The 25,729-nt window shown below is 68.2% G+C and carries 23 protein-coding genes and 2 pseudogenes; 11 read left to right on the forward strand and 14 right to left on the reverse strand.

The window, feature by feature from the left end; all coding sequences use genetic code 11:
- Window positions 1–116: 116 nt before the first annotated feature.
- Both bldC and CDO52_RS04465 read right to left on the reverse strand, forming a co-directional pair.
- Window positions 117–320, reverse strand: coding sequence for a developmental transcriptional regulator BldC (bldC, locus tag CDO52_RS04460; protein ID WP_017621302.1), 204 nt, complete (start codon window positions 318–320; stop codon window positions 117–119).
- A gap of 682 nt (window positions 321–1,002) precedes the next feature.
- Window positions 1,003–1,929 (reverse strand): hypothetical protein, encoded by a 927-nt coding sequence (locus CDO52_RS04465; protein ID WP_026126321.1) that lies wholly within the window; start codon window positions 1,927–1,929, stop codon window positions 1,003–1,005.
- Between the two features lie 419 nt (window positions 1,930–2,348).
- Between CDO52_RS04465 and CDO52_RS04470 the strand changes: the two genes are divergently transcribed.
- Window positions 2,349–2,621, forward strand: a complete 273-nt coding sequence (locus CDO52_RS04470; RefSeq protein WP_017621300.1) for a DUF3073 domain-containing protein — start codon at window positions 2,349–2,351, stop codon at window positions 2,619–2,621.
- 257 nt (window positions 2,622–2,878) lie between these two features.
- Here the strand turns inward: CDO52_RS04470 and purM are convergent, their stop codons facing one another.
- From purM to CDO52_RS04485, 3 genes are all read right to left on the reverse strand, one after another.
- Entirely contained in the window at window positions 2,879–3,934 is a 1,056-nt protein-coding gene (gene purM / locus CDO52_RS04475; RefSeq protein WP_017621299.1) for a phosphoribosylformylglycinamidine cyclo-ligase, read from the reverse strand.
- A 93-nt stretch (window positions 3,935–4,027) separates the two neighbouring features.
- Window positions 4,028–5,503: an amidophosphoribosyltransferase gene (gene purF / locus CDO52_RS04480; protein ID WP_026126320.1), complete on the reverse strand. Its 1,476-nt coding sequence runs from the start codon at window positions 5,501–5,503 to the stop codon at window positions 4,028–4,030.
- A gap of 191 nt (window positions 5,504–5,694) precedes the next feature.
- A complete protein-coding gene (locus CDO52_RS04485) occupies window positions 5,695–6,162 on the reverse strand; it encodes a sterol carrier family protein (RefSeq protein ID WP_094932214.1) in 468 nt (155 codons plus the stop codon).
- 641 nt (window positions 6,163–6,803) lie between these two features.
- Here CDO52_RS04485 and CDO52_RS04490 point away from each other — a divergent pair.
- Both CDO52_RS04490 and CDO52_RS04495 read left to right on the forward strand, forming a co-directional pair.
- Window positions 6,804–7,421, forward strand: a complete 618-nt coding sequence (locus CDO52_RS04490; RefSeq protein ID WP_017621296.1) for a DUF47 domain-containing protein — start codon at window positions 6,804–6,806, stop codon at window positions 7,419–7,421.
- 115 nt (window positions 7,422–7,536) lie between these two features.
- Window positions 7,537–8,538 (forward strand): inorganic phosphate transporter, encoded by a 1,002-nt coding sequence (locus CDO52_RS04495; RefSeq protein ID WP_017621295.1) that lies wholly within the window; start codon window positions 7,537–7,539, stop codon window positions 8,536–8,538.
- A gap of 246 nt (window positions 8,539–8,784) precedes the next feature.
- On the opposite strand, the gene CDO52_RS04500 is transcribed toward CDO52_RS04495, so the two are convergent.
- Window positions 8,785–9,120: a serine protease inhibitor gene (locus CDO52_RS04500; protein ID WP_017621294.1), complete on the reverse strand. Its 336-nt coding sequence runs from the start codon at window positions 9,118–9,120 to the stop codon at window positions 8,785–8,787.
- Between the two features lie 777 nt (window positions 9,121–9,897).
- On the opposite strand from CDO52_RS04500, the pseudogene CDO52_RS29655 reads away from it, so the two are divergent.
- The 3 genes and pseudogenes from CDO52_RS29655 to CDO52_RS04510 form a co-directional block, all read left to right on the forward strand.
- Window positions 9,898–10,092, forward strand: a pseudogene (locus tag CDO52_RS29655) (hypothetical protein); the annotation flags it as partial.
- Between the two features lie 332 nt (window positions 10,093–10,424).
- A complete protein-coding gene (locus CDO52_RS04505; RefSeq protein WP_157745418.1) occupies window positions 10,425–12,377 on the forward strand; it encodes an HNH endonuclease in 1,953 nt (650 codons plus the stop codon).
- Window positions 12,378–12,384: 7 nt separating this feature from the next.
- The gene (locus CDO52_RS04510; RefSeq protein ID WP_017621292.1) at window positions 12,385–12,834 is read left to right on the forward strand and encodes an SMI1/KNR4 family protein; all 450 of its coding nucleotides are present in this window, start codon (window positions 12,385–12,387) and stop codon (window positions 12,832–12,834) included.
- Window positions 12,835–13,069: 235 nt separating this feature from the next.
- Here the strand turns inward: CDO52_RS04510 and pstB are convergent, their stop codons facing one another.
- From pstB to CDO52_RS29370, 6 genes are all read right to left on the reverse strand, one after another.
- A complete protein-coding gene (pstB, locus tag CDO52_RS04515) occupies window positions 13,070–13,849 on the reverse strand; it encodes a phosphate ABC transporter ATP-binding protein PstB (RefSeq protein ID WP_017621291.1) in 780 nt (259 codons plus the stop codon).
- 81 nt (window positions 13,850–13,930) lie between these two features.
- Window positions 13,931–15,025: a phosphate ABC transporter permease PstA gene (gene pstA / locus CDO52_RS04520; RefSeq protein WP_017621290.1), complete on the reverse strand. Its 1,095-nt coding sequence runs from the start codon at window positions 15,023–15,025 to the stop codon at window positions 13,931–13,933.
- Window positions 15,026–15,994, reverse strand: a complete 969-nt coding sequence (gene pstC / locus CDO52_RS04525; RefSeq protein ID WP_017621289.1) for a phosphate ABC transporter permease subunit PstC — start codon at window positions 15,992–15,994, stop codon at window positions 15,026–15,028.
- Window positions 15,995–16,256: 262 nt separating this feature from the next.
- Complete coding sequence (pstS, locus tag CDO52_RS04530) at window positions 16,257–17,402, reverse strand: phosphate ABC transporter substrate-binding protein PstS (protein WP_017621288.1); 1,146 nt, start codon at window positions 17,400–17,402, stop codon at window positions 16,257–16,259.
- A 258-nt stretch (window positions 17,403–17,660) separates the two neighbouring features.
- Window positions 17,661–18,632 (reverse strand): mycothiol synthase, encoded by a 972-nt coding sequence (mshD, locus tag CDO52_RS04535; protein ID WP_017621287.1) that lies wholly within the window; start codon window positions 18,630–18,632, stop codon window positions 17,661–17,663.
- A 587-nt stretch (window positions 18,633–19,219) separates the two neighbouring features.
- On the reverse strand, window positions 19,220–19,951 hold the full coding sequence (locus CDO52_RS29370; RefSeq protein WP_394296740.1) for a hypothetical protein: 732 nt from the start codon (window positions 19,949–19,951) through the stop codon (window positions 19,220–19,222).
- A gap of 54 nt (window positions 19,952–20,005) precedes the next feature.
- Between CDO52_RS29370 and CDO52_RS29375 the strand changes: the two genes are divergently transcribed.
- Entirely contained in the window at window positions 20,006–20,233 is a 228-nt protein-coding gene (locus CDO52_RS29375) for an ArsR/SmtB family transcription factor (RefSeq protein WP_394340786.1), read from the forward strand.
- Window positions 20,234–20,272: 39 nt separating this feature from the next.
- On the opposite strand, the gene CDO52_RS04545 is transcribed toward CDO52_RS29375, so the two are convergent.
- Both CDO52_RS04545 and CDO52_RS04550 read right to left on the reverse strand, forming a co-directional pair.
- The gene (locus CDO52_RS04545; RefSeq protein WP_026126318.1) at window positions 20,273–21,430 is read right to left on the reverse strand and encodes a hypothetical protein; all 1,158 of its coding nucleotides are present in this window, start codon (window positions 21,428–21,430) and stop codon (window positions 20,273–20,275) included.
- A 221-nt stretch (window positions 21,431–21,651) separates the two neighbouring features.
- Window positions 21,652–22,437: a winged helix-turn-helix transcriptional regulator gene (locus tag CDO52_RS04550; protein ID WP_017621285.1), complete on the reverse strand. Its 786-nt coding sequence runs from the start codon at window positions 22,435–22,437 to the stop codon at window positions 21,652–21,654.
- Window positions 22,438–22,551: 114 nt separating this feature from the next.
- Between CDO52_RS04550 and CDO52_RS04555 the strand changes: the two genes are divergently transcribed.
- From CDO52_RS04555 to CDO52_RS04570, 4 genes and pseudogenes are all read left to right on the forward strand, one after another.
- A complete protein-coding gene (locus tag CDO52_RS04555) occupies window positions 22,552–22,812 on the forward strand; it encodes a MoaD/ThiS family protein (RefSeq protein ID WP_017621284.1) in 261 nt (86 codons plus the stop codon).
- 95 nt (window positions 22,813–22,907) lie between these two features.
- A complete protein-coding gene (locus CDO52_RS04560) occupies window positions 22,908–23,177 on the forward strand; it encodes a glutaredoxin family protein (RefSeq protein ID WP_017621283.1) in 270 nt (89 codons plus the stop codon).
- A 289-nt stretch (window positions 23,178–23,466) separates the two neighbouring features.
- Window positions 23,467–24,160 (forward strand): annotated as a pseudogene (locus CDO52_RS04565) (redox-sensing transcriptional repressor Rex).
- A 73-nt stretch (window positions 24,161–24,233) separates the two neighbouring features.
- On the forward strand, window positions 24,234–25,727 hold the full coding sequence (locus CDO52_RS04570) for a glutamyl-tRNA reductase (protein ID WP_017621281.1): 1,494 nt from the start codon (window positions 24,234–24,236) through the stop codon (window positions 25,725–25,727).
- The last annotated feature ends 2 nt before the right edge of the window (window positions 25,728–25,729 follow it).

Consider the following 25,729-nt stretch of genomic DNA (forward strand, 5'->3'; position numbering starts at 1 on the left):
TTGCCCTGTAGGACAGGGCCCGAGGGCGGAACGCTGGCCGTTCCGCCCTCGCCGACCGGGGAATATCTGTCCTCCCCCGATTGATCCCCCCTTGGTTCGGCACATGCCGGGGGAGATCACTCCGAGCGCTGGTTGGGGATGCCAGCCAGCAGAGCCCGAACCTCGGTCTCGCGGTAGCGACGGTGCCCCCCCAGGGTCCGAATCGAGGTCAGCTTGCCCGCCTTCGCCCAGCGCGTGACGGTCTTGGGGTCCACGCGGAACATGGTGGCAACCTCAGCAGGGGTCAACAGGGGCTCCGCCTCGGGCGTGCGAGTTGACATGTGTACGGCCTCTCCTCCTGGATCTGTGTGCCGATCCTGAGCCTTATCCTGGCACTTGGCCCGGATGTCCAATATTTCCCTCAAGGGTCCATATTGGCATCACCCGAGGTGATTGTGCGACCACTTAACGCGACTTTGTTGGATGGGAGTCGCAAAGTCGTCATGCGGTGCGTCACGCTGAGTGATTCTAGCGCCACGTTTAGTGGCATGTGGCCTATTCGGTCAAAACTTCGTTCTCCGGCCCTGTTTTTCTCGATCCGGAGGGCCGAAAGTGCTAGAGGCGGCCCGTCTGAAAAGGGGTTCGCCGCGACGGGCAGCTCGGACTCAGCGTTTCTGACGAGGACTTTCGCGGGCGCGTGCGGTGCGACCGGTGCCTATGTCTTCTCTCATCGACTGCTCTCCTGTGTCACGCACATCCACGGCGTGGCACGGGGTTCCGATTACTCAGAGTGCGCTCTGTAGCGTGTCGAACACAGTCTATGTCGATCTCTATCGACTGGTATGCCCAGTTTCGGCAAAGTTGATGCTAACTGTGAAGGTTCTCCCCAGTCTGACCGTCATGAGATGCGAAAACTTGCGTCAGGCGTCAAAAGAAACCTGGTACACCAGGTTGAGCCTCGGTGTGGCGTGTGACCAGGTAACGTGACGCGTATTCATGTTCTCCGTGACGGAAACATGACGCTCAGTTGGCGTGCTCCAGGGCCTGTATCGACTTCCAACGCTGTGTGACGCGCTGGTACATGGCCACGGTGAGCTCCTCGTGACCGGTCTCCAGACCCGTGATGGCCGCCGCGACCTCGGCGACCGACTCGTCGTCGCGCAGCTCGTCGTCGTCCAGCAGGTGCACCAAGCCGCCGTAATCAAGTTCAAGGAGCGACCCCGGGTGGGCGACGCCGGCCAGCCAGTCCTCCAGCCGCTTCCCCGCGCCCAGCGCCGCGCTGTCGCCCAGGCTGGTCTCCAGCACCTGGATCGCGTGCTCCAGACGGCGGCGCGCCGTCGCCATCTCGGTCACATAGACCAGGGCCCGGCTCGGCTGCGTGCCGGGCAGCGCTTCAGTGCGGTCGGACCCCGTGGCGGAGGAGTGCGCGTGCACCCCCGCGTCGCCGCGCGCGGTGGCCGGATCCGGCCCCGCCTCCAGCACCAGGCGGCGCTCCCCGGCCGCGAACGGCGCGAACCAGGGCAGGGGAATCCCCCAGGTACTGGTCAGGATGTGGGTCCGCAGCGGCTCACCCCTGTCACGCCAGCGCTGAAAGGCCTCTTCTGTGGCCTGGGCGACGGGCTCCGGCACGAACGCCGCGCTGAGGCGGGCCGGGGTCGCGGAACGGAACTCGCGCACGGCCAACCACGAACGCAGCCGGGTCTGCCAGGGGCAGATATAGGTGTCGTCGCCCCAGACGCGCACGTAGGCGTCCCGGCTCTCCTGTTCCGGGGCGAGGACCGGCGGTGCGGCCACCAGCCGGCGCAGGGCGTCGGCGTGCTCGGCCGCCATGGCCTCCACGCGTCCGATGCCGCCGGAGGACTCGGCATAGGCCCTCCAGTACGCCTGCTCCCGGCGCGGAAGCGCGGTAACGGGCTGGTAGACACGGAGATAGGCGGTGTAAGGGAGCACGATCGAATGGTGGCATACCTCGGCGGCCTCCACGGCTCGGCGTGACACTACGCGGCGGTCGTCGGCCGCTGATCGCGGTGATGTCGGGTCCGGGTGATGTTGGGTACTTTGGTCCGGGGCCGCCAGCGGTCCGGCTGTTCTCCGTGCGCCCGCTCGCCATAGGAGGCGTCCCCGGTGGACAATGGTTCTACAGGGGCTGGATGACACGCCCGGTGCGGCGCCGCGTGGCGGCCGGGTGGTGTGCCGCGCGGCCTGTTAACGAAGGGCGGCGTAGGCAGGTTGGTCCCAGACCGGGTACGGTTGTATCCGTACGTAAGCTGGCGCCTGTCGTCAGTGCGATGACGGCCGTCAGCCCGGCAGTGCGGTTTTGCTAGTGATCTGGGGTTTCGTCAAACCCAATCGTTGAGGGGGTCGAGCCAATGGGGCGCGGCCGAGCCAAGGCCAAGCAGCAGAAGGTCGCTCGGAGGCTGAAGTACAGCTCCGGCGGGACCGACCTTGAACGGCTGCGGTCGGAGCTGGGTGTCGCTGAGGGCAATACGGGGAGTTCGGACCGGTATTCGGAGCCGTCGGATTCCACCTATGGGGACCCATACGACGACCTGGTCGACCGTTATGCGGACTACGCGGACAACTACCCGGGCGGCGACACGTCCTCGGAAGACGAGTCCGAGCGATCGGACAGCTACCGCTGAGCCTCCGCTTCGCGCAGAGTCGGCGGGCACGCGCAGCATCCGCATAACCGGGTTCCGCTGATACGCAGGCAGATATAGCCGGTCCGAGCCACCTTTGGTGGGTCGGACCGGCTATATCTGTATGTGCTGAACCCGTCTGGGCTGAATGGGTCTGTGCCCAGTGCCCAGCCGCACCCGGAGTCGGGCGCGTGGCCGCGCGCGGCGGGCACGGTTCCTCGGGCCGCCGCCGGTGCGGGACGGCCCCGTCGCGCACCGCGTCAGGCGTGGTCGCCGACAAGGCGCACCTGGCCGGATCCCGGGGTCACCGACCCCATGTTCCACGCGTGCAGGCCGCGCTCCGCCAGCACGGCGAGCGCCCGGTCGGCGGAGTCGGCGGCGACGATCGCGACCATGCCCACGCCCATGTTGAACGTGGACTCCATGTCCTCTCGGGAGATCTTGCCCCGCTCGGCGATGTAGGAGAACACCGGGTCGGGCGTCCATCCCGAGCGGTCGATGGTGATGTCGACGGTGTCGGGCAGCGAACGGGCCAGGTTCGACGCCAGGCCCCCGCCGGTGATGTGGGAGAAGGCGTGCACCTCGGCCCCGGCGGTCAGCGCCAGGCAGTCCTTGGCGTAGATCCGGGTGGGGGTCAGCAGCACCTCGCCCAGCACGCCGCCCAGCTCCGGGACGTGCCCGTACAGGTCCAGGTCGGCGTCGTCGACCACGTGCCGGATCAGCGAGTACCCGTTGGAGTGCGGGCCCGAGGAGGCCATCGCGATGACCGCGTCGCCCGCCCGCACGCGGTCGGGGCCCAGGACGGCGTCGGCCTCGACGACGCCGGTGCCCGCGCCCGCCAGGTCGTACTCGTCGGGCTCCATGGCGCCGGGGTGTTCGGCGGTCTCGCCCCCGATGAGCGCGCAGCCCGCCTGGTGGCAGCCCTCGGCGATCCCGCTGACGATCTCGGCGATGCGCTCGGGGACCACCGAACCGCAGGCGATGTAGTCGGTCATGAACAGCGGCTCGGCGCCACTGACCACGAGGTCGTCGACGACCATGCCGACCAGGTCGACGCCGATGGTGTCGTGCTTGTCCATCTGCTGGGCCAGCAGCACCTTGGTGCCCACCCCGTCGGTGGAGGTGGACAGCACGGGGGCGCGGTACTTCGCGACGTCCAGGCGGAACAGCCCGGCGAAGCCGCTGGCGTCGGTGACCTGCTCGGGTCGGCGGGTGCGCGCCACGTGCTGCTTCATCAGGTCGACGGCGCGCTCCCCGGCGGCGATGTCGACACCGGCGGCGGCGTAGGCCGGTGTGGTGTTGGCACCCTCTGCCACGCGAAACCTCTCAACTGTGCTCGGCTTGGGCCCCGGCGCCGCGGCGGCGGGACGGCCGCCCCGCGGGAGGGACACCTCCCCCGGGCGGAGGGTCTACTTCGTGCTCGCGCCCGACGTCAGCGGCTCGCGCGTGCCGCAGGACTTCTCCAGCAGGTACTTGCCGCGGGAGTCCTCGTCGACCTCGATGGGGTACACGCCGTCGAAGCAGGCGCGGCAGAGGCGGTTCTTGGGCACGTGCGTGGCGGCGATGAGCTCGTCCAACGCGATGTAGGCCAGCGAGTCGGCGTTGATGGACTCGCGGATCTCCTCGTTGCTGAGGTTCCCGGCGATCAGCTCGGCCTTGGTGGCGAAGTCGACGCCGTAGTAGCAGGGCCACAGCACCGGCGGGCTGGAGATGCGCACGTGCACCTCGGCGGCGCCGGCCTCGCGCAGCATGCGGACCAGGGCGCGCTGGGTGTTGCCGCGCACGATGGAGTCGTCGACGACGACCAGCCGCTTGCCCTCGATGACCTCTCGCAGCGGGTTGAGCTTGAGCCGGATGCCGAGCTCCCGGAGGGTCTGGCTGGGCTGGATGAAGGTGCGGCCCACGTAGGAGTTCTTCACCAGCCCCTGGGCGAAGGGGATGCCGCTGCCCTCGGCGTACCCGACGGCTGCGGGAGTTCCCGATTCCGGAACCGGGATCACCAGGTCGGCGTCGGCCGGGTGCTCCTTGGCGAGGCGGCGGCCCACCTCGACGCGGGTGGAGTTGACGTTGCGGCCGGCGATGGTGGTGTCGGGGCGGGCGAGGTAGACGTACTCGAACAGGCAGCCCTTGGGGGCGGCCGCGGCGAAGCGTATCGAGCGGATGCCGCGCTCGTCGGCCGTGATCATCTCGCCGGGCTCGATCTCGCGGACCACGGTGGCGCCCACGATGTCGAGGGCGGCGGTCTCGCTGGCGACGGCCCAGCCGCCGCCCTCCAGGCGGCCGAGGACGAACGGGCGGATGCCCTGCGGGTCCCGCGCCGCGTACAGCGTCGTCTCGTCCATGAAGACGAGGGAGAACGCCCCCTTTACCTGCGGGAGCAGGTCGAGCGCCGCCTCCTCGATGGTGCGCCCGCTCTCCGCGAGGAGGTTGGTCAGGACCTCGGTGTCGGTGGTGGCGCCGAGCCGGTCGCTCGGCAGCATCGCCGCGAGCTCGGGCGTGTTGATCAGGTTGCCGTTGTGGGCGAGGGCGAGCCCTCCGTCGCGCGCCGTGTAGAACGTCGGCTGCGCGTTCTCCCAGACCGGGGAGCCGGTCGTGGAATAGCGGCAGTGGCCGATGGCCAGATCGCCGCGGAGCGAGTCGAGCGTCGCCTCGTTGAAGACCTGGGACACCAGCCCCATGTCCTTGTAGACGAGGATGCGCTCGCCGTCGCTCAGGGCGATCCCTGCGGACTCCTGGCCGCGATGCTGCAGCGCGTAGAGACCGAAATAGGTGAGCTTGCTGACTTCTTCGCCGGGCGCCCAGACCCCGAAAACACCACAGGCGTCCTGCGGTCCTCGTTCGAGGGGATCGATGTCCATGGAGAGCCGGCCGTCGGATTGCGCCACGTTCCTCAGCTTAGTGCCTGATCACCGAGGGCGGGTCGCGCAGGGTCGGGTCAGCTCTGAAAACGCTGCTGACGCGGGATTCGCGGATTTCCGCAAGGTCTTCAAGGGAGCACAGGGTCTTCGCGGGAGCACAGCGCCGACGCCGGCACGATCCGGCCGGTCGCGGCGCTGTCGGAGCGGTGGCGTGGCGGTCAGGCCTCCCGCCACAGCGGCAGCAGCGCCGCGAGGTCGGCCCGGCTTCCGCTCGCCGACACCGTGTGCGCGGCCACGGCCTCCTCCCAGGTCGTCCGGCCCAGGGCCAGGTCGAGCCAGGTGAGGGAGTCGGTCTCCACAACGCCGGGCGGGGTGCCGCGTGTGTGGCGCGGCCCCTCGATCACCTGCACCGCGCCGAACGGCGGCACGCGCACCTCCAGGCTGTGCCCAGGGGCGCGCTCGGCGAGTTCGGCCAGCGTCCCCCGGACAGCGGCGCGCACCGCGAACCGCTCCGGGGTCAGCCCGGCGTCGCGGGCGCGCAGCACGGCCTCGGAGCACGCCGCCAGGACGAGGGCGGGCCGGTCGGGGCCGTCGTAGGCGTCCTCGCCGAGCGCTGCGAGCTGGGCGTCGAGTGCGGCGCGCAGGGCGGCGTGGCGCCGCTGCGCGGCACTGGGCTTCGCGGGCATGGACACGAGCCTAGGGCGTGCGCGGGGGTGGAGCCGGGGGACCGGGCCGCCCCGCTCCGCTTGCCACGCGCGTCCGCCGAACCCCGGGAGCGTGGAGGCCGCCGGAACAACTCACGGGGACGTGTCCACCGCGGGTGGCCAGGCTCGTCGGGACGCCGGGGATCCGTACGCGCAGATCGCCGGTACTTGTGGGCTTTTCTGCGGATGAAGTGCGGTCCTACCGGGCATGGGCGGTTGCCCTGAGAGTGTCTGGCGCCGAAACTGTCGGTTGTGGGAACTCGATACGACGCGGTGGTGAATGCCAGGTGCCGCGCAGGTGGGAGGGAGGCCATGGGCCATGTCGGCACAGGTGTTCCCCTGTGATTTGCGTCCCGTTCGCGAAGTTCACCTCGACCGTCCACCCGGCGTGGTGGGGGACCGTGGTCCACGGGTGCCCAGGCCGGGATGGTTAGGATGAATAGCTCCACTACATGGGTTTTCAGTGGTCAATGCCTGACTTCAGGCGAACAAGGAGTGAAACGCCCCCGGGAGGCCGCAATGGGGCGTCGGTCGGTCGTGCCCGCACCGAACCGCCGACCCATTTGCCCGATTGGTGCCCATAACATCCCACACGGACGAGTACCGCACTTCGGGAGATAGATGTGCGTCTGCGCCTGACACCGCGCGATGACAGCTACTACGAGATGTTCGCCGACTCGGCGAACAACCTGGTGATCGCGGCGCGTCTGCTGGTTGAACTGATCAGTGACGGCGCCGACCGCGATGCCATCAGCGAGAAGATGCGTGCCTGCGAACACGCCGGGGATGAGCGTACCCACGCGATCATGCGGCGGCTGAACGAGAGCTTCGTGACGCCGTTCGACCGCGAGGACATCTACCGGCTGGCCTCGTCCCTGGACGATGTCATGGACTCCATGGACGCGGCGGTCGACCTCATCGGCCTCTACGGACTGGACCGCCTTCCCAAGGGCATCATCGACCAGGTCGAAGTGCTGGAACGGGCGGCGGAGCTGACCGCCGAGGCGATGCCCCGGCTGCGCTCGATGAAGGACCTCACGCGGTACTGGATCGAGATCAACCAGCTGGAGAACCAGGCGGACCAGATCTACCGGAGGCTGCTGGCGCGCCTGTTCAGCGGCGAGTACGACGCCCTCACTGTCCTCAAGCTCAAGGACGTCATCGAGGAGTTGGAGACCGCGGCCGACGCGTTCGAACACGTCGCCAACACGGTCGAGAGCATCGCGGTGAAGGAGTCCTGACCCTCGTCCCCATCCGCGCCGGAGGTAGGCCCCCCTCATCCCCGCCCCCGTACCGTCCTGACCCTGACCCGTTCGGCCCCCCGCCACCGTCCCCGAGTGCGAAGTCCTGACGCCTGTGTCCCCTGAAACCCCCGCGCTCCTCGCCGTCATCCTTGTGGCGCTGGTGTTCGCTTACACGAACGGCTTCCAGGACGCCGCCAACTCGCTGGCGACGTCGATCTCGACGCGGGCACTGGGCCCGCGCGCCGCCGTCATCATGGCCGCGAGCATGAACATGATCGGTGCGTTCCTGGGCGAGGGCGTGGCGCGGACGATCGGGCAGAACATCATCGCGCCACCCGAGGGCGCCGACGGCCTCAACGTCCTGTTCGCCGCCTTGGTCGGCGCCATCGTGTGGAACATCGCGACCTGGTACAAGGGCATGCCGTCGTCCGCCTCACACGCCCTGGTCGGCGGGATGATCGGGGCGGCGCTGGCGTCGTCCTCGACCGTGGAGTGGTCCGGCGTGGGGGTCAGGTTCGCGCTGCCGATGCTGCTGTCGCCGCTGATCGGCGGGGCGGGCGGTTTCCTGGTGATGCTGGCGATCATGTGGCTGTTCCGCCGCGCCAGCCCGCGCCGGGTCGGGCGCCGGTTCAAGCTGGCGCAGAGCGTCTCGGCGGCCGCGATGTCGCTGGGGAACGGGCTGCAGGACGCGCAGAAGACGATGGGCGTCGTGGTCCTCGCCCTGGTCACCACCGGGTACCAGGTTTCCTACGACGTTCCGGTGTGGGTGGTCGCGGCGGCAGCGGTGGCGATGTCGCTGGGGACGCTCACCGGGGGCTGGCGGATCATGCGGACGCTGGGCCGCCGGGTGATGCATCTCGATCCGCCCACGGGTTTCGCGGCGGAGAGCACGGTCGCGGTGGTGTCCTATGCGACCTCGTTCATCTGGCAGGTGCCGATCTCCAGCACCCACACCATCACGTCGGCCATCATCGGGGTCGGTGCGACCCGGCGGCTGTCGGCGATCCGCTGGGGTGTGGCCGGGAACATCGTCGCGGTCTGGCTGCTGACGCTCCCGGGCGCCGCCGCGATCGCCGCCCTCACCTACGGCCTGGTGAAGGCCATAGCGCTCTAGGGCACGAGGGTACGGCGATCGCGGCGGTTCTTGCTTGTCCCCGGGGCTGAACCAGGTGGCTCATCTGGCTCGCCCGTCGATCCGTTCGCTTGGGCCACTTCTCCGTCGGCCGGGGTCTTCCGAGGGACGAAAGCCCGTTGTTCGGAGAACCGCGTCCCGTGGGCGCACCACTTCCCACGGAGTCCCCACTACGCGCGGGACCCGCACACATCCGGACCGGTCGGGCCGCGGGAAACGCTCGGGGTGTCAGCCCACGCGGGGGACGTTCACGAGGAGCAGCTGCGGGCTGTCGACCTCGTGGAACAGCCACACCCGGTCACACCGGAAGTCCAGGGTCACGGGGCTTCCCTCGGGCAGGATCTTGGCCGTGACGTAGGGGTTCTCCCGCTCGATGATCTCCTTGGCCATCTTCGCGGGGGCACCGGCCAGCTCGGGCCACTCCTGCTTGCCCTTGCAGAACGATGCGGACTTCTGCGCGGGAGCGCCCTGGTCGGTGACGGCGGCATTGGCAGCCGCCGGGATGCCCACCCCCAGGCTTGTGGCCGAGGCGAGAACGAAGGCGGCAACGGTGACGCGCTTCATGGCAACCATTCCTTCAACTTGTGATTGGAAAGGACGTCACAAAATGTAGCACTGAATGTTGACGGTTGATTACGCGTCCATTGCGGGGGGCGTGCCCGTGGCCGAATGTTTGCGCCGGCGGGCCTATAAGTGCTGGTCGCGTCGGGTGAAAGCAACGCCAGGTTTCCTGGTGATGTCAAAAGTCGTTGAAAATGAGTGAATATGCGGTGGCCGGTTTGCGAGGTGGTGAACTCGCAGCTCTCCGGCCCTTTTTGGGGTGCCGGCAAACCCCGTTTCGGGGTGCCGAGCGCAGGTTCGGGGTCAGGTTCGGAAAATGGACCGATAGTTGACCATGAAGCTCGATTTGCACGTGCAATGCACGTTCGCATGCGCTGTGACCTGCTGATGTGCCGACCCAATGAGGAAAAATAACGACTAGATAACGATCGATGGGTCGTAAGTCATATGCTTCCGGGTCGTTGTTCCGGGCTTGGTGACATCCGTTCGTGGTGTGCCGTTCAGCCAGCCGTGAAATGGTTTACACGAACCCGAGTGAGCTTCTTCACATCCGCTGGCGCAGTATATTACGAACAGGATGGCGAAAAAAGGTATGGGGGCACGAAGCGTGTAATCTACAGTTTCGCCGATGCGCTGCGAAGACGAATAGGGTTGATCGCGAGAAAGCCGCAGGATTAATACTCGTGTTGTAGATCGGGTGCGCCCTGATCAGTCACCATGCACGGAACACCCCGTCCCCTGCCGGATGCAGCACCTGCTCAACCGCGCCCGCCTGGACCCGGTGAGCTGGCGTTCTACAGGTGCTACGCCGCTGAGCCGGTGTCCCTGGGCCGCCTGGTGGCGGCGAGGCGCCGGTGGCGGGTCGAGAAGTCCTTCCAGTAGGGCGCGGGCCTGGCCTGGTCGGTGTTCAGACGCTCCCACCAAGCACAGGCTCTGCGCTGCCCTCACCGCAGACAGGCAGCTCGTGAATCATGACAAAACGGACCCACAGTCGGAGTGCTAACCAGTCCGGGGGTTCACAACGGATCGCGTCGGCGTCCTTGCCAGGCAGAGGCGAATAGCTTCGTATAAGGGCATTTTCTGGGAGGTGGCGGACTATCGTGAGGGTGTTTGACGCAGTCTGGCGAATGTAGTCCGAGGATGCACCTACGCCCCTGCGGCGCCCCATACGTCGGTGTTTGTGGCATAGTGCGAACTCGCCATTCCCCGATCACGTGTTGTCAGGACGTGTATGGTCCACCCCCCATGGAACCCTCCCGGACCGTCAACCCCCCACGCCCCCAGCGGGGCACCTCCGTGGCCGGGCGGTGGTCATCCGCCGCCCCCACCACCTCCTGGCTGGCAGCCACCACAGCCGCCACACGGCGGTGGAGGTGGTGCGGAGCCGCCGTTGGACACGGCCGAATGGCTGGCGGCGCTGCGCGACCGGCTCGTCCGACGCTTCCCCGAACCGCGCGGTGGTTGCGGCGCGCCTACAACATCACTGCCTGGGCCGCGTTCCCGCTGCTGCTGATCAACCTGCTCCTCATCCCGATACCCGACAGGCGCTGCCGGTCTATCTGGGGATCTTCACGCTGGCCATCCAGTTGGGCCTGCTGCTGCGTTCCCGCGGGGTGGCGCTGGCTTCCTACCTGTCCATGGTCGTGGCCGCAGCACTGTGGTCACCGCTAATCTTCGCCGTGCAGCTGGCTGTCATGACCGCCTTCGGCTGGACCAGCCACGACGACGAATCGTCAGTATGGGTGGCAGGCCCGACAGAGGAGGTACTCAAGCTCGCCCCCCTGGCCGCGGTGCTGATATTCGCCCGCAACCGCGCCGCCCGCTTCGGCATTGCCGACCACATCCTGCTGGGTGCGGCCTGCGGGGCGGGTTTCGGACTGGCCGAGAACGTCTCCCGCGGCCTGGGCGGGTCGGGCGGCCCCAGCCTGTTGAGCGTCCTCACCACCATGGAGGACGGTGTCGGCCACACCTACTCCCTGTTCACCCTCTTCCCCGGTTGGACCTCCGACACCAGCATCGAAAGTTCCGGGCACGCAGTGTGGACCGCGCTGTTAGCCGGCGGTATCGGGATTGCCCGACGCTACGGACGCGTGCTGTGGTCCCCACTGGTGCTGGCACTGTTGGGCTGGGTGTGCCTGGACCACATGGCGTGGAACGAGCAGGCCGGCCTGCTCAGCGCCGGGCTCCTGCCCGAGCCAGCACAGACGCTGCACGCGTGGCTGGGGTCGGGGTTCGCTGCCCGCCCCGCACTGCTCGCCATGATTCTGCTGGCGGTCTGGCTCGACTATCGCACCCTGGCCAAGGTCCATCAGGGGCTGCCCCCGATCCCGGGAAAGATCGGTACGGGAAGCGGCCCGCCTCCGGCGTTCGTCCTGGCGATCCTCACTGAGCTCGGCCTGCAGTGGCGAATGCTGCGGCGGGCGCCGTTGATGTATCCCCAGGCGACGGCCTTTGTCCGCGCACGCCGCGAGCTGGGGTACGGACTTCACCGCGCCGCAGGACATCCCCGGCGCGACGCCCCGCCGCTCCGGCTGATGTGGCAGACCGGCGCCCGTCTGCACAACGCAGTCGCCATCGGGGTGGCGCTGATTATCACGGGCGCGGCTGTGCTGGCGGTCATGCAGGGCGATCCCGTGGCAGCGCACGCCTTCCTGGCCCCGCAACTGGAAAGCCTGGCCGACTGGTGGAACGGGCTCAGCCCTGGAGGGCAGTTCCTGGTCACCGCCGGTGGTGTCGCCGGGTTGATGCTCATCCCCGGCGTGGGCTTCATGGCCGCGGTCGGAGCCGCCACGACTGCTACCGGTGTTGCGGCCAGTGGGCGTGACATCGCCCGTGCCATTCGTGACAAGGCCCCTGGAGCCCTTGCTGCGCACCTGGCGATCGCCGTCTTCGTGGGGCGGCTCCGGCCCGCCACAGTAGTCAAAGTCAACGGCCGGTGGCCGATCAACTCCCAATGGGCCGGAAAGGAGTATCGTGACTTCCGGCGATACCCCCAGGAGCTCTATGAAAAGTACGGCCCCGTACGGTTTACAGATAGAGGATATCCTGACTTCAGTCCGAACGCGCGGTTCACAGTTGATGTGCCGACAACCGGAAAGCGGTCCACAGATTTCAGGCTTGCCAATCAGGCGGCGGGACTTCCGGCAACTCCGAAGGGGTGGACATGGCATCACGTCGAGGACGGCCGAACCATGCACTTGATTCCCTACGAACTGCATGACGCGGTTAAGCATAGCGGTGGTATAGCGAACAGCAGATGAGTTGCAAATGAGCATCGGATTCATAGAGGTATTTCCACCAGCAACTGCCGACCAGATCATCGGCCTAGAACAGCATGTCGGTAGTCCAATCCCGCCGGCATTCCGTGCGTTCCTCGGGGCGAACAACGGTGGGCAACCGTATCCCAATTACCTGAGAACCAACCACGATGTCAGTGTCCACCTGTTCCTTGGGATCGGCCACAAGTGGGAGCCCTACTTCGATATCTACCGCTACCTGCGCGTCTACTCGGACCGCGTGATTCCCAGGTTTCTTCCCGTTGCCACGGACGAGGGTGGCAACCTCCTCTACCTGTCCTGTAATGACAGCGACTATGGTCACGTCTACTTCTGGGACCACGAGCTCGAAGCCGAAGACGACGCGCCGCCTACGACGGAGAACATTACCTTCGTTGCCCCCGATTTCCGGGTCTTCTTCGATAACCTCCAACCGCGGTGACCCCTGGTGCTCCGCTTGTACGTCCGTTTTTTCGTGATTCACGAACTGCTTGTCTGCGGTGATGGCACCGCAGAGCCTGTGCTTGGCGGGGCGGGCGCGTCCCGTGTCGGTCGTTCCGATGTTCCCGGGGGAGCACAGCACTGGGGCCGCAGCACTGGGGAGCACAGCACTGAGGGCGGAGGGGCCGTGCCCCTCCGCCCTCAGTGCCGTCCTCGACGCCTCGTCGAACCGCCGGTTACCCGAAGCGGCCGGTGATGTAGTTCTCGGTCTCCTTCTTCTCCGGCTTGGTGAAGATCTTGTTGGTCTCGTCCATCTCGATCAGCTTGCCGGGCTTGCCGGTGCCGGCAAGGTTGAAGAAGGCCGTCTGGTCGCTGACGCGGGCCGCCTGCTGCATGTTGTGGGTGACGATGACGATCGTGAAGTTCTCCTTGAGCTTGGAGATCAGGTCCTCGATCGCCAGGGTCGAGATCGGGTCGAGCGCGGAACACGGCTCGTCCATGAGCAGCACCGCCGGTTCGACGGCGATGGCGCGGGCGATGCAGAGGCGCTGCTGCTGGCCGCCCGACAGGCCCGCTCCAGGGCGGTTCAGCCGGTCCTTGACCTCGTCCCACAGGTTGGCGCCGCGCAGGGAGCTCTCGACGAGGTCGTCGGCGACGCTCTTGCTCAGCCGGTTGTTGTTCAGCTTCGCGCCCGCGATGACGTTGTCGTAGATCGACATGGTGGGGAACGGGTTGGGTCGCTGGAAGACCATGCCGATCTCCCGGCGGACCGCCACCGGGTCCACATCGGGGCCGTAGATGTCCAGGTCGTCGAGCATGACCTTGCCCTCGGCCCGGGCGCCCGGGGTCACCTCGTGCATGCGGTTGAGGGTGCGCAGGAAGGTCGACTTGCCGCAGCCGGAGGAGCCGATGAAGGCGGTCACCGAGCGGGGCTCGATGGTCATCGACACGTCCTCGACGGCGAGGAAGTCGCCGTAGTAGACGTGCAGTCCGGAGACGTCAATTCTCTTGGCCACTGGAAGTCCTCAGGTCAGTCAGTGTGAAGCTTTGGGTCGATGGGTCGACTGCGGTCAATGGGTCGAATCGTCGGTCGGCGGTCATCGCCCGAGCTTCGGGGCGAAGAAGCGCGAGATCAACCGGGCGCCGAGGAAGAGCAGCATCACGATCAGGATCAGCGTGAGCGCCGCCGCCCACGCTCTGGCGTAGGCCGCGTCGGTCCCCATGCGGACCTGCTGGTAGATGAAGACCGGAAGACTCATCATCTGCCCGTTGAAGAGGTTCCAGCTGATCTTGTCGGCGGCGATCCCCGCGGTGAGCACCAGCGGAGCCGTCTCCCCGATAACGCGCGCGAGCGCCAGCATGATTCCCGTGGTCAGCCCGGCGATGGCGGTCGGCAGCACGACCTTGACGATGGTCAGCCACTTGGGCACGCCCAGGGCGTAGGACGCCTCCCGCAGCTCGTTGGGCACCAGCTTCAGCATCTCCTCGCTGGACCGCACCACCACCGGGATCATCAGCACCGACAGCGCGATCGCACCGGCCGCGCCGTTGGTCTTGCCGGGGCCGAAGAGCATCATCCACAGCGCCACCACGAACAGGCCCGCGACGATCGACGGGATGCCCGTCATCACGTCCACGAAGAACGTGATGGCCTGCTTGAGGCGGCCGCGTCCGTACTCCACGAGGTAGATCGCCGTCATCAGGCCGACCGGGATCGAGATCAGCGCCGCGAAGCCGGTGATCGCGATGGTGCCGACGATCGCGTGGTAGACACCGCCCGCCTCCATGCTCGGCAGCACGCCGTTCATCGAGACGGTGAGGAAGTAGCCGTCGAACCGGTCCATGCCGTTGACCAGCACGGTGAACAGCAGCGAGAGCAGCGGGACGATCGCCACCGCGAAGCAGCAGTAGACGACCCCGGTGACCAGCCGGTCCTTGGCCTTGCGCCAGTTCTCGACGATGGTCGACGCGGTTCCGATGAGCACGAGGTAGCCGACGGCGAGGAGCACCGCGAAGGAGGCCGGGTGGAACGCGTTCAGCGCGAACTGCGAACCGCCGACCACGATCGCCACACCGGCGAGCAGCGCCGGAGGAAAGTAGCGCGGCAGCGTCCCGGTCGTCAGCGCGGGCCGCTTCAGCTGCGGGCCCTTGCCAGCGGCGCCGGGGGAGGGGGCGTTGCTCGTGGTGGTCATTTAGGAGAACTCCTTGCGCCGCGCGACGATGAAGCGTGCACCCATGTTGACGGCCAGCGTGATCGCGAAGAGCACCAGACCGGCCGCGATCAGCGCGGACACACCGTAGCCGGTGGCCTCCGGGTACTGCAGCGCGATGTGCGCCGCGATGGTCTGGTTGCCGCTCTGCAGCAGGAACGGCGAGATGACCAGGGCGGGCGAGAGGATCATCGCCACGGCCATGGTCTCGCCGAGCGCGCGGCCCAGGCCGAGCATGGCACCACCGATGATGCCGGGGCGGCCGTAGGGCAGCACCGCCATGCGGATCATCTCCCAGCGGGTGCCGCCCAGCGCCAGCGCCGCCTCCCGGTGGGCCTGCGGCACCTGGTGGAAGACGTCCCGGGACATCGCGGTGATGATCGGCAGGATCATCACCGCCAGCACGATCCCGGCGCTGAGCATCGTCCGCCCGGTGGTCGAGACCGGCCCCTCGAACAGCGGGATCCAGCCCAGGTACTGCTCCATCAGCTTGTAGACGGGCTGCAGCTGGAAGACCAGGTAGCCGACGCCCCACAGGCCGTAGACGACGCTGGGGATGGCCGCCAGCAGGTCCACGACGTAGCCGAGGACCGCGGCGATGCGGCGCGGCGCGTAGTAGACGATGAACAGCGCGATGCCGATGGCGAGCGGCGTCGCGATTACCAGCGCGATCGCAGCGGCGAGCACGGTGCCGAAGGCCAGGGCCGCCACACCGAAGGCGGGGTCGGTGCGGGTGCTCGCGTCCCACTCGGTGGTGGTGAAGAAGTTGGCGGTGTTGGCCAGTAGCGAGTCCCAAGACTGGAAGAGCAGGAAGGCCGCGACCCCCGCGAGGATCAGCAGGATCAGGAGCCCTGACCCGCGTGCGGTGTTGGCGAATACGACATCGCCGACACGCCGTTTGCCCTTGGGCGGCGGGGCCGCCGCGGACGTGTCCGCGTCCGTGGTGGTCATGTGAGACTCCGGTCGAGATTCGTCACGGTCGTGGTCGCGGTCGCCCCTCCGGAGACCGATCCCGTTCCGTGTTGTCCTGACGTGGGCTGACAGGGCCCGTTATATTGTGCGGCTTTCGCGTAGGCGTTTCGACCACGCCGTGCCGCCGCCGGCACGGAAGGCGCGTTGCGGCCAGGAGCGGCCGGCCGCAAAACGCCGTGAAGGGCAGGGCCCGCACCCGTTGGTGTGGACCCCGCCCTCGCGGAGGTTAGCGGCGAGCAGCTCAGGCGCTCGCGCCGATCTTGTCGATGGTGGCCTGGAGCTTGTCCCGCGTCTCGGAGGAGATCGGAGCGGAACCGGTCTCATCGGAGGAGGCCTGCTGGCCCGCCTCGCTGACGACGTAGGACAGGAAGGACTTCACCAGCTCGGCGTTCTTCTTGTCCTCGTACTCCATGCAGGCGATCTCGTAGCTGACCAGCACGATCGGGTAGGCCGAGGACTCCTTGGTGAGGTAGTCGAGCTCGATGGCGTGGTCGTTCTCGGTGTTGCCCTCGCGCTCGGGGGAGGCGTCCACGATCGCGGCCGCGGCCTCGGGGCTGTAGGCGACGAATCCGTCGCCGACGCCCACCGAGGCGGTGCCCAGACCGCCGACGTGGGAGGCGTCCACGTAGCCGATGGTGCCCTGGCCGCCCTGGATGGCGGAGACCACACCGGAGGAGCCCTGGGCGGCTTCGGCCGGCTTGATGGGCCAGTTGCCGTCAGCCTCGTGCGGCCAGGCGTCCCCGGCGGCCTCGGCCAGGTAGGCGGTGAAGTTCTCGGTGGTGCCGGACTCGTCGGAGCGGTTCACCGGAACGATCTTGGTGTCCGGGAGCTCGACGTCGGGGTTGTCCGCGGCGATCTTCTCGTCGTTCCACTTGGTGATCTTCTGGTTGAAGATGTCACCGATCACCTCGGGCTTGAGGTTGAGGGAGTCGATGCCGTCGAGGTTGAACGCGACGGCGATGGGGGAGATGTAGGCGGGGAGGTTGACGACCTCGGAGCCCTTGCAGCGCTCGGTGGCCTGCTCGGTCTCCTTCTTGTCGAGGGCGGCGTCGGAGCCGGCGAAGGTCACGGCCCCGTCGATGAACTGCGAGCGGCCCGCGCCTGAGCCCACGGCGTCGTAGTTGATGGTGGTGTCACCGCACGCGCCCTCGTAGGCGGCCGTCCACGCGGCCACGGCGTTCTCCTGGGCGCTGGACCCGGCGCCACTGAGCGTGCCGCCGCCGTCGACGCAGTCGACGTTGCGGGCGTCGGCCGCGTGCTTGGGGTCGACGGCCTGGTCACTGCCACAAGCCGAAAGTGCGAGGGAACCGGCGAGGGCGAGCCCCGCGAACTGACCGTACTTGGAGAGCTTCACAGCTCCGGTGTCCTTCCTGTGGACCTTCGTCATGGCTGGACAGGCCCCATCCGAAGGGTCCCGCCGACTGTGAAGGTAGGCAGGCCAGGTGACCAGCCATTCCAGGGAGGGTGAACGGAGAGTGAACGCGGGCGTCACCTCGGCAGAAGAAGAGGCAATAAAGCGATGGATGTACGGTTAATCACCCTGATTTTACCTAGGTGAACCCGTATTGACCTGCGAAGATAACGGGCGATCCCGGGGTGGTGACGAAGCGTTTCGCGTGGTATCGGTTCGGCAACGCGGGCGTGATCAGGGGGCCGCGTACATCACGTCGGCGTCCCACAGCGTGAACCCGAGCGACTCGTACAGCCGCACCGCCGCCCGGTTCTCCTCGTCCACATACAGCAGCACCCACGGCAGGCCCCGGTCGCGCAGATAGCGCAGTCCGACGAGGGTGAGTGCGCGGCCGAGGCCGGTGCCCTGCCAGGCCGGGTCGATCCCCACCACGTAGACCTCGCCCACCGGCTCGCCATCGGTCAGCCCGGCGCCGTCGGCGTGGGTCTTGGTCCAGTGGAACCCGGCGATGGCGCCGGTGGCGGTCTCCTCGGCGACGAAGAAGCCCTCCGGGTCGAACCACTCCTCGGCCTCCCGCTGCCGGAGGTCGTCGAGGGTGACACCGCCCTGCTCGGGGTGGTCGGCGAACGCGGCGGCGTTGGCCTTCAGCCACGCCGGTTCATCGGTGCCGGCCTGGAACGTGCGGATGACCACCCGCTCGGCCACCTCATCGGACAGCACCGGCTCCGGCAGGACCTGCTCGGACGGTTCGGGGGTCTCGCCGCCGCGCAGCCGCAGCCGCATCTTCAGCAGCCCTCGCACCTGCTCCCAGCCGAACGAGCGTGCCAGCGCCACCGCGCCCTCCAGCCGTCCATGAGCCCAGACGCGCAGGCCGTCCGGCCCGGCGTCCTCGACCAGGGAGCGCAGCAGGGTTGATCCGTGCCCGCGGCGGCGCCACTTGGGCAGGACGACGACCTCGGCGGAGTCCGGCTCGCCGGGCGTCCGCTCCGCGAAGGCGAAACCGGCCAGCGACGCCGGGCGGCTCCCGGTCTCCTCGAAGATCAGGTGGAAGCGCGTGGTGCCCGCCTCCGCGCCGTGGCGCACACGCAGCAGCGTCTGCTCGGCCAGCGGAGCGACCCCGTCGTGTTCCTGGGCCGCCTCGGCCAGGGCGATCACCGCCTCGGCCTCGTCGGTCTCCAGCTGCCCGGTGATGTCCACAAAGCTCATGGGAAGAGCCTAGGGCCTGTCCGGCGGATCAATCCGAGTGCGCGACCACCGGATCGGTGTCAGCCCCGCCATCTCGAGCGGCGGGAATAGCCGCTACAGCTACACCAACACTGTCCCGCACTGGAGTCCCCTGCTCAGGCAGATCGCGGGGGCGGTGACGACCACCGATGGTCCGGAAAGTCATCGCCGGACAGGCCCGGCTTTTTTCGGATCACCCTGAGGATGGAGGGGGAGGGTGACCCGATTCAGAAGGGTCGGATCGGTTGCACGCGTCGTTCTCTTCTGTCGCGGACACCTTCCCTCATGCCCGCGTCGGTGACGATAGACCACCCTCCGACCGGGCGAAAAGGCCTTCTCATAGTGTTTCGGGGAGCGCCGAAAGAGGCGGCCGGAGGTGTGGCGGAGCGCACATCCGGCGGTCCTGTGCACCCTTCCGGTCGGCGCTGCGGAGGCGGGCGGTTCTCCGTGACCGCGGTGACGTTCCCGACTCCGCACGGTGTTCCCTGGGTCACCCCCGCCCGCATATCCTGACTGCCGCGCACCTCGATTCAGTGGAGATCCGCCGATCACCAGGCCGCACGCGGAACTCAGTCAGCGGAACGGAATTCCAGATGCTGCGTGTCCACTTCTCCTCCCGAGACTGGGAGCGACTCCGTATCGTCTCCCGGCCCGAGCCCATGTGGGAGCTCGTTCTCAGCCTGTACATGCTCGCCGAGGCGTCCGACGAACTCGTCTTCGGACAGTGGCGGCACCGGGTGCTCTCGCGGTTGTCCCCCGACAGCAGGATGCTGCTCGACCTCGTCCCCGCCCAGGGGTACTCGCCGGACTTCCTCAGCCCCGTCGTCGGGGGAAGCGAACCGTCGGACGGCATCGAGGCGGTACTGGACACTCCCCGCCGGCGCATCGGGGAAGAACTCGATCTGCGCTACGGCCCGGGGGACCGCCCCGCGTGGACCCAGGGCCTGGTGAGCAAGGAGAGCACCGCGGTGCGCGCGCTGGGGCGGGCGCTGTCCGGCTACTTCGACGTCGCGCTGCGACCGTACTGGAGCTACATCACGCGGGTCGCCCAGCGCAGCGCGAAGGCCGTCGGCGAGGGCGGGCTGGGGGCGCTGGGCCCGATCGCGCCGATAGCGGCGCCGACGTCGGTCCGTCGCCGTCCCGTCACCACGGTGGAACTCGACTACGGAGTGGAGCAGGACCAGGATCTGCACCTGCGCGGGCGCGGCCTGCTGCTGATCCCCGCCTTCTTCTGCGCGACGCACCCGGTGACCTTCTACGACTCCTCGCTGCCGCCCGTGCTGCTGTACCCGGTGGGCCATCCACCGGTGTCGTTCCTGGCCAAGGCGTACGAGGGCAACGCGCCAGGCGGCGACGTGCTGGGGCGCCTGCTCGGCCGCACCCGCGCGTCGGTGCTGCGGACGCTCAGCACCGACCACACGACCGGTGAGCTCGCGCGCCGCCTCGACATTTCGATGGCCTCGGCGAGCGAGCACGCCTCGCTCCTGCGCGCCGCCGGGCTCGTCGCGAGCGAACGCCAGGGCAACACCGTGCGGCACTCCCTCACCCCGCTCGGGATGGAGCTGCTGTACCCCGCCCAGTGACGTTTCGCCACCGAAGCCCCAGTCCCTCCGTGGATCTCGTCAGCCCTTGCGGCGGCGGCCCATGTAGCCGGTTCCCGTGCGCACCCGGCGGAAGGGGCTCAGCGGGACGGAGAGGAAGAGCAGGAGCAGCAGGAACGCGAACATCACCAGCGGCGTGATGGACGACGACACGTCGGTGTCGCCCGCGGCGACGGTGGTGCTGTCCTTTTCGTCCTCGCCCGGCTCCACCGTGGGCAGGTCCGCCAGGTCCTCAGAGGAGCTGGGCGTGTCCAGCTCGGGAATGTCGGCGGGCCCGGTGGGCAGCGACGGGCGGCCGTCCGCCGCGTCGGACCCGGAGTCGGGGGAGCGCGTGGTCACCGGGCTGTGCGGCGGTGCCGGCCGCGGAGCGGACGTGTTCTGCCGCGGGGAGCGGGTGGCGGGCTCCTTCGTCGACGGCTTCTCGGTGGAGGGCGACGACGGCTTCTTCTTCGGCGGCGTCTTCTCCGGGGGCGTCGTTTTCGGCGGCGTCGCCTCGGGCGAGCCGCTCTTGTCCGGTGGGTCCGAAGGGTCGCCGGTTTCCGGTGGGTCGGAGGGGTCCTCGGTCGCGGGCGGCTCCGAGGGGTCTTCGGTCTCCGGCGGCGCCGTCGGGTCCTCGGTCTCCGGTGGGTCACTCTCGTCCGGCGGGTCGGTCTCGTCCGGGGGCGACGGCTCTTCGGTTTCCGGCGGGTCGGGCTCCTCCTCGGCGACGACCTCCACCTCCACCGGAGCGGACGCGGCGGTGTCGCGCGGCACCTCGTCGACCAGAGCGCAGTCGATGCCCTTGTTGGTGGCGACGTAGTCGACCATGGCCGTGACCGTCACCGACTCCGTTGGCGTGCCGGTGACCTTGGCGGTGGCGGGAGCGGTCCGCGCCTCGTGGTCACCGATGCCGAAGTCGTTGTCGACACGCTGGTCGTAGAGGCAGAACTGGATGTTGGGGCGGTCGGGGGAGGGTTCGACCTTCAGGTCCAGCGTCGCGGTGTCGCCGGTCTCGATGGTCAGGCGTTCGGGAGCCAGCGAGATCATCGGGCGGAGCTCGGTGTGGAGCGCCAGGGTGTCGGCCGAGGCGGACGGAACGAGCGCGACCAGCGTCGAGCCGATGAACACCGTGCCGAGCGGGAGTGCTGCGACGACGCGCAGTGACGCCCGGCGGGTTCTGCCGTCCTTACCGCTCAGCATGGGCCGCTCTCCTCCGCCATGACTCATCGGGCTGCTGCGGGCACACCGCAATTGCGGTCACCGCGGACGCACACTGCCGTCTTTTCCGGCCGTCCCAGCATCCTAGGGGGTCCTCCGCTTTATCACGAGACCCCGAAGTCGGAGTGCACAAGAAGTAACCCGGCGGATGCTGGGGATTCAGATCGATCCGGTTGATCCCGTCAGTCCGGCGGGTCTACGGGTCACTGGCGCGCCGAAGCCGACCGCTGATCGGACCCGCCGCCCGCGGCCTCCTCACCCTCCGACGCCGAAGACGGTTCCTTGGCCCCCGACTTCGCCGTGGTGTCGGGAACGAACCGGTACCCGACGTTGCGCACGGTGCCGATGAGTGATTCGTACTCGCTGCCCAGTTTCGCCCGAAGTCGTCGCACATGCACGTCAATCGTGCGCGTGCCGCCGAAATAGTCGTATCCCCACACTTCCTGCAGCAGCTGGGCGCGGCTGAACACCCGCCCCGGGTGCTGGGCGAGGAACTTCAGCAGCTCGAACTCCTTGAACGTGAGATCGAGAATGCGTCCGCGCAGCCGCGCGATGTAGGTGGCCTCGTCGATGACCAGGTCGCCGCGGCGGATCTCGTCGGGGTCATCGGTTCCGGCGTCGGCCTGGCCGACCGCCAGCCGCAGCCGCGCCTCGACCTCGGCCGGACCCGCCGTCGTGAGGAGGAAGTCGTCGACCTGCCAGTCGGAGGTGAGCGCGGCGACGCCGCCCTCGGTGAGAATGGTGATCAGAGGACAGTCCAGGCCGGTGGTGTCGAGCAGCCGGCAGAAATTGCGGGCCGCCACGAGATCGGTGCGAGCATCCACCAGAATGGCGTCTACCGGGGGACTCGCGGCGCGATCGCCGCCCGACACCAGGAGGGCACCCGCCTCGGCCGGTGCGACGCGCACCGAGTGCAGGAGCAGGCCCAGGGCCGGCAGCACGTGATCCGACGGTTCATTGGAGTTCGTCAGTAGCAGCAGGTGGCTCATGCGTCCCATCCCGTGGCCCCGCGCGAGGCGGGTGATCGAAGGCGCCGTTGCCCCCGGTGAAGAATAGATCTCGACTGATGAATCGCCTCCGAGACCTTCAAGGATAATCAATCGATGGTGAGCGGAATCATCCGGTACTGGGCGGCGGCCAAAGAGGCCGCCGGAACCGGCGAAGAGAGATACCACGCCGACACGCTGGCGGAGGCGCTGGAGGCGGTGCGTGCCGGACACTCCGGCGACGACCGGCTGCTCCGGGTCCTGGAGCGCTCGTCCTTCCTGGTGGACGAGAGGCCCGTGGGCACGCGGGAGCACTCCTCGGTGAAGCTGACCGAGGGCGGGGTGATCGAGGTGCTCCCGCCCTTCGCGGGAGGATGAGGGGCCGGGGCCGCACGCAATATCGGCACCATCGGCAACACACGAGCGCACGGGGACCCCACGCGACAGCGCTCGACGCAAACGTGAGGACGCGGATGAACAGCGGGACGGACGGGGCACACGGTGCCGCCCACACGATCACGATGCTCGGCAAGGCGGGCTGCCACCTGTGCGACGAGGCGCTGGAGGTGATCCAGCGGGTCGCCGCCGACCTCGGCGCGGCCTACGAGGTACGCGACCTCACCACCGCGCCGCAGGAGGAGAAGGACGAGTACTGGGACAAGATCCCGGTCACGTTCGTCGACGGCGCCCAGCACGACTTCTGGCGGGTGAGCGAGAAGCGCCTGCGCGCCGCTCTGTCATGAGCCGTCCCGGCGGGCTCCCCGACCCCGGCCGCACCACCCTGCCGCCGCTCCGCGTCGCGCGGCCCGGAAGCGCCACAGGTACGGGGTTTCCGCGTTCGCGCATGTGGCCCGGGAGGTCCGCGCGTTACGCCGACCCTACTTTGTGCCTACTTTCACAAGGGCGTAATCTTAGGTTCAAAATCCATTCCGGCCGGGATCTTGACGAGTGCGTCGCGCTCGTAAGGAGCAACGGACCTGTGTCGGCCCGCACCTTGCCACTTCGTCGATCGAAGCCCTGGAGCACACGCCCGTGACCCCTCCTACGCCACGTCCCGGAGAGGGGAATCCCGGAGGCGACAGTCGCTCGACTGCCGGTGTATCTGCGCGCCCTGCAGGCGCTGAACGCCAGTGGGACGCCGACGGTCTCCTCCGAGGGCCTTGCTACCGCGGCGGGGGTGAACTCGGCGAAGCTCCGTAAGGACCTGTCGTATCTGGGGTCCTATGGAACGCGCGGGGTCGGGTATGACGTCGACTACCTCATCTACCAGATCTCGCGTGAGCTTGGTCTCACAAAAGACTGGACGGTGGCGATCGTCGGAATAGGCAACCTCGGGCGCGCGCTGGCCAATTATGGGGGGTTCGGCACCCGCGGGTTCCGAATCGCGGCACTGCTCGACGCCGATACAGCGGTCGTCGGCCGGGAAGTGGCCGGTCTCTCGGTGCGTCACATCGACACGCTGGAAGAGACCGTCAAGATGGAAAAGGTGTCCATAGGAGTCATCGCGACTCCGGCGGCGGCCGCACAGGGCGTGTGCGACCGTTTCGTCGAGGCCGGTGTCACCAGTGTGCTCAATTTCGCACCGGTGGTGCTCAATGTGCCTCCCGGCGTCGATGTGCGTAAGGTCGATATGTCCATCGAACTGCAGATCCTCGCCTTCCACGAGCAGCGGAAGAACGGCGGCCACGGGCGACCGGAGTGGATCGAAGCCGCGGAAAGCCTGTGACGACGGGCGCGGCAGCGGCAGCGGAATGGACCGAGGTACGGAGCGTGGCGGTAATCCCCGCATTGGAGTGCAGATGAGTGTCCTCGCCGTTGGGCTGAGTCACCGGGGCTCACCGGTGGCGCTGCTGGAGCGCGCCGCTCTGGACGGCCAGACCCGGCTCAAGGTCATGGCGGAGATGGCCAATGCCGCGGCCGTCAACGAGGTGATGATGGTCTCCACGTGCAACCGCACGGAGATCTACGCCGATGTCGAGAAGTTCCACCCCGGCGTCGCCGCCATCACCGAGTTCCTCTCCTGGCACACCGGTATCTCGCTGGCCGAACTCACCCAGCACTGCTACGTGCACTACGAGGAACGCGCCGTCCAGCACCTGTTCTCCGTGACCTGCGGGCTCGACTCCATGGTCGTCGGCGAGGGACAGATCCTCGGCCAGGTCCGCAACGCCATCAAGGACGCCCAGCACACCGGCACCATCGGCCGCGTGCTCAACGACCTCGGCCAGCGGGCGCTGCGCGTGGGCAAGCGCGCCCACACCGAGACCCACCTCGACCACGCCGGTGCCGACATGGTCGGCCTCGGCCTCATGGTCGCCGGACGCCACTTCGGCCCCTTCGGCTCCGCCCGGATCGACACGATCGCCTCCTGCGGCGCCGACGCCCCCGCCCGCTGCCCCATGGGCGGCGACGAGGCGCTGGCCGAGCCGACCGCCGACGTCGCTGCCGCCGTCCCGCAGCCGCAGGTCCTCACCGGGGCGCGAGTCCTGGTGCTGGGCGCCGGGTCGATGAGCGCGCTGTCCGCCAACACCGTCGCCCGCCAGGGTGCGAGCACGGTCATCGTCGCCAACCGCACCCACGAGCGTGCCGCCCGGCTGGCCGAGTGCCTCACCGAGGCCTACGAGCCCATCCAGAGCCGCGCCGTCCCGTTCGAGGACGCCGCCGACATCCTTCCCGAGGTCGACCTGGTGATCTCCTGTACCGGCGCCCAGGGCCTGGTGCTGACGCGCGCGGACGTCGCGTCGGCCATGGAGAAGAAGTCCTGCAGACGGCCGCTGGTCTTCCTGGACCTCGCCCTTCCCCGTGACATCGACGACTCGGTGCGCGAGATCCCCGGCGTCCACCTGGTCGACATCGAAGACCTCCGCCGGGCCGCCGCCGAAGGCGCCGACGACGTCTCCGGCCGTTCCGGCGCCATCTCCGTGGTCCGCGACATCGTCGAGGAGGAGGTCGCCGAATACCAGGCGGTGCGCCGCGCCGAGCAGGTCGCTCCGACCGTCGTCGCGCTGCGCAGCAAGGCCCGCCAGGTCGTCGACACCGAGCTCTCCCGCCTGGAGGGCCGCCTGCCCGACCTGGACGACAAGACCCGCGGCGAGGTCGGCCACGCCCTGCGCCGCGTCGTGGACAAGCTCCTGCACCAGCCCACTGTCCGGGTCAAGGAACTCGCGGCGGGACCCGACGGCGACTCCTACGAGGCGGCCCTGCGCGAGCTGTTCGACCTTGACCCGACGGCACCCGACGCGGTGAGTGCCGACCGCGGTTCCGCACAGAGCACCGCAGGGGAGACGAAGTAGCC

This window comes from Nocardiopsis gilva YIM 90087, from assembly GCF_002263495.1.
Lineage (GTDB): Bacteria > Actinomycetota > Actinomycetes > Streptosporangiales > Streptosporangiaceae > Nocardiopsis_C > Nocardiopsis_C gilva.